This window comes from Streptomyces sparsus, assembly GCF_054776295.1.
The window spans coordinates 1-2,683 of sequence record NZ_BAAHCA010000676.1 but is presented as its reverse complement, the minus strand read 5'-3'; the positions used below and the strand labels follow the sequence as shown (position 1 = coordinate 2,683).

The 2,683-nt window shown below is 71.6% G+C and carries 1 protein-coding gene; it reads right to left on the bottom strand.

The annotated features are described in order from the left end of the window. On the bottom strand, positions 1-2,276 hold a 2,276-nt coding region (locus ACYVE9_RS21990), incomplete at its 3' end, for a transglycosylase domain-containing protein (protein WP_461029618.1). Positions 2,277-2,683: the final 407 nt, after the last annotated feature.

Below are 2,683 nucleotides of genomic sequence, written 5' to 3'. Positions count from 1 at the left end.
TCGGAGGGGGTGCCGGTGGCGCCGCCGTCGTCCGGGCCGCCGTCGGTGCCGTCCGGACTGCCGCCGTCGGTGCCGCCGTCCGTGGCGCCGCTGTCGGTGCCGCCGGGGCTGCCGTCGGGACTGCCGTCGGTGTCGCCGGTGTCCCCGTCGGGGGTGCCGCTGGTGGTGTCGTCGTCCGGGGTGCTGCTGCCGGTGTCCGCGCTGCCGCTCGGTGAGGGACCGGGCGAGGTGGTGGACGGGCTGCTCGGGGCGGGGGCGCTGGGGCTGGGCTGAGTCCGGTCCAGGGACGGCGTGTCGCTGATCTCCAGGTCGAACTGCTCGGCCGGGGAGCCGCTCAGTGCGGCGGCGGTGTACTGGCCCCAGATGCGGGCCGGGTAGCCGCCGCCGCTGATGCGCTCCTGGCCGGCGGCCCCGTACAGCGGCGTCTGGGCGCCGGTCTCCGGGTCCTGGCCCATGATCGCGACGACGGTGGCGAGGTCCGGGGTGTAGCCGGCGAACCAGGCCGCCTTGTCCTCCTCGGCGGTGCCCGTCTTGCCTGCGGCGGGCCGTCCGGCGGACTGGGCGGCGGTGCCGGTGCCGCTCTCGACGACGCTGCGCAGCACGGCGGTGGTGGCGTCGGCGGCGCTGCGCGGCACGGCCTGCTTCTCGGTGCGCTTCGGCAGCGGGATCTGCTCGCCGCCGCGGCTGACCTTCTCGACGAGGCTGTAGTGGCCGTGCCTGCCGTGGTTGGCGAGCGTGGCGTAGGCCTGGGCGAGGTCGAGTGTGCTGGGGGTGGCGGTGCCCAGTGACACCGAGCCCTGCGCCTCGGCGAGTTCGGGGGTGGTGGCGGGGATGCCGAGGTCGACGATGGTGTCCTTGACGTGCTGCGGTCCGACGTCGATGCCCATCTGGGCGAAGACGGCGTTGACGGACTTGTCCATGGCCTCGGTGACGGACACCTGGCCGTAGGAGCGGTCGTTCTCGTTCTGCGGCGCCCAGTCGGTGGGCCGGCCGTCGCTGACGACCTGCCGCTGGCTGGTGCCGTCGTAGACGGTGTGGGGGCCGATCTTCCGGCCGTCCTGGGTGGTGGAGCCGTGGCGGAGGGCGGCGGCGTAGACGAACGGCTTGAAGGTGGAGGCGGCCTGGTAGTCGCGGCGGGTGGCGTTGTTGACGTACTGCTCGGTGTAGTCGGTGCCGCCGTACATGGCGACGACCTTGCCGGTGGCGGGGTCGATGGAGGTGCCGCCGGCGCGGACGGCGCGGTCGATCTTGCGGTCGTCGCTGAGCTCGGTCAGCAGTTGCTCGCGGACCGCTGTGCGCAGGGCTTCCTGCTTGTCGCGGTCGAGGGTGGTGGTGATGCGGAAGCCGCCGGCGGCGAGCCGCTGCTCGCTGACGATGTCGTGCTCGATGAGGTGGTCGTTGACCGCTTTGACGAGGTAGCCGCGCTGGCCGGAGAGCCCGGTGGGCGCCTGGGCCTCGTCGGGTTCGGGGAACACGATGTCGTCCCGTTCGCCCTGTTCGAGCCAGCCCTCCTTGACCATGCCGTCGAGCACGTAGTTCCAGCGGGCGAGCGCCCTGCCGCGGTTCTCGGGGTGTGCGGTGACGTCGTAGGTGCTGGGAGAGTTGACGAGCGCGGCCAGGTAGGCGCTTTCGGCGGTGGTGAGGTCCTTGGCGTTCTTACCGTAGTAGGCGTTCGCGGCGGACTGGATGCCGTAGGCGTTGCGGCCGAAGTAGCTGGTGTTGAGGTAGCCGGTGAGGATGTCGGCCTTGCTGACCTCGCGGTCCAGCTTGATCGCGATGAAGAACTCCTTGGCCTTCCGGGTGATCGTCTGGTCCTGGTCCAGGTAGTAGTTCTTCACGTACTGCTGGGTGATGGTGGAGCCGGACTGCTTGCCCTCGCCGCGGATCATGTTCCAGCCGGCGCGCGCCATCGCCTGCGGGTCGACGGCGGGCTTGTTGTAGAAGTCGCGGTCCTCCGCGGCGAGCACCGCGCGCTGGGTGGTGAGGGGCACCTGGGCGAGGGTGACGTTCTCGCGGTTGACGTCGCCGTCCTTGGCGATCTGGCTGCCGTCGGAGTAGAGGTAGACGTTGGTCTGCGAGGCGGCGGCCTTGTTGGGTTCGGGGATGTCCACCAGGAGGTATCCGGCGACGAGCGTGCCGGAGCCCAGGAGGGCGACGAGCAGCAGGCTGCCCAGGACCATGCGCCAGGTGGGCAGCAGTCGGCGTGCGCCGGTGCGCGGGGGCCTGCTTGCGGTCGTCGGCGCCGGATGGTCGCCGTTCTGCGGCTCGTCGCTCATTTCGTGCGGGACTCCTCGTCCAGGGGTGGGCGATTCGTGTCGTACGCCCATAAAACATAAAACTAGAACACTGTCGCACCGGGGACCTCGGCAGTCGGGGCGCGCGGCGTGTGGCCGGCGGCGTCGCGGGTCGGTCGCCGGGCCCGTCGGCCACCTGAACGGGTGACCGGTCCGGGAGGCGTGGTGCTGCCTTCCCCTTGTGTGACGCGCGGGGGCGGGAAAAGGATGCAGTTGGTCGGTGTTCGTTCGTTTTTCCGGCGTGTGCGACCGTTTACCGCTGGTCATCTGACCCGGTCAGGTGGCCGTCGCGGTGCCGGCGGGCCGATGGGCCGGTGGAGGTGGTCGCCGGTGTTCGGCCGGGCGGGCCCCGGGCGTGCGGCAGGTCCGGGGCGCGGGGCGGGGGTCCG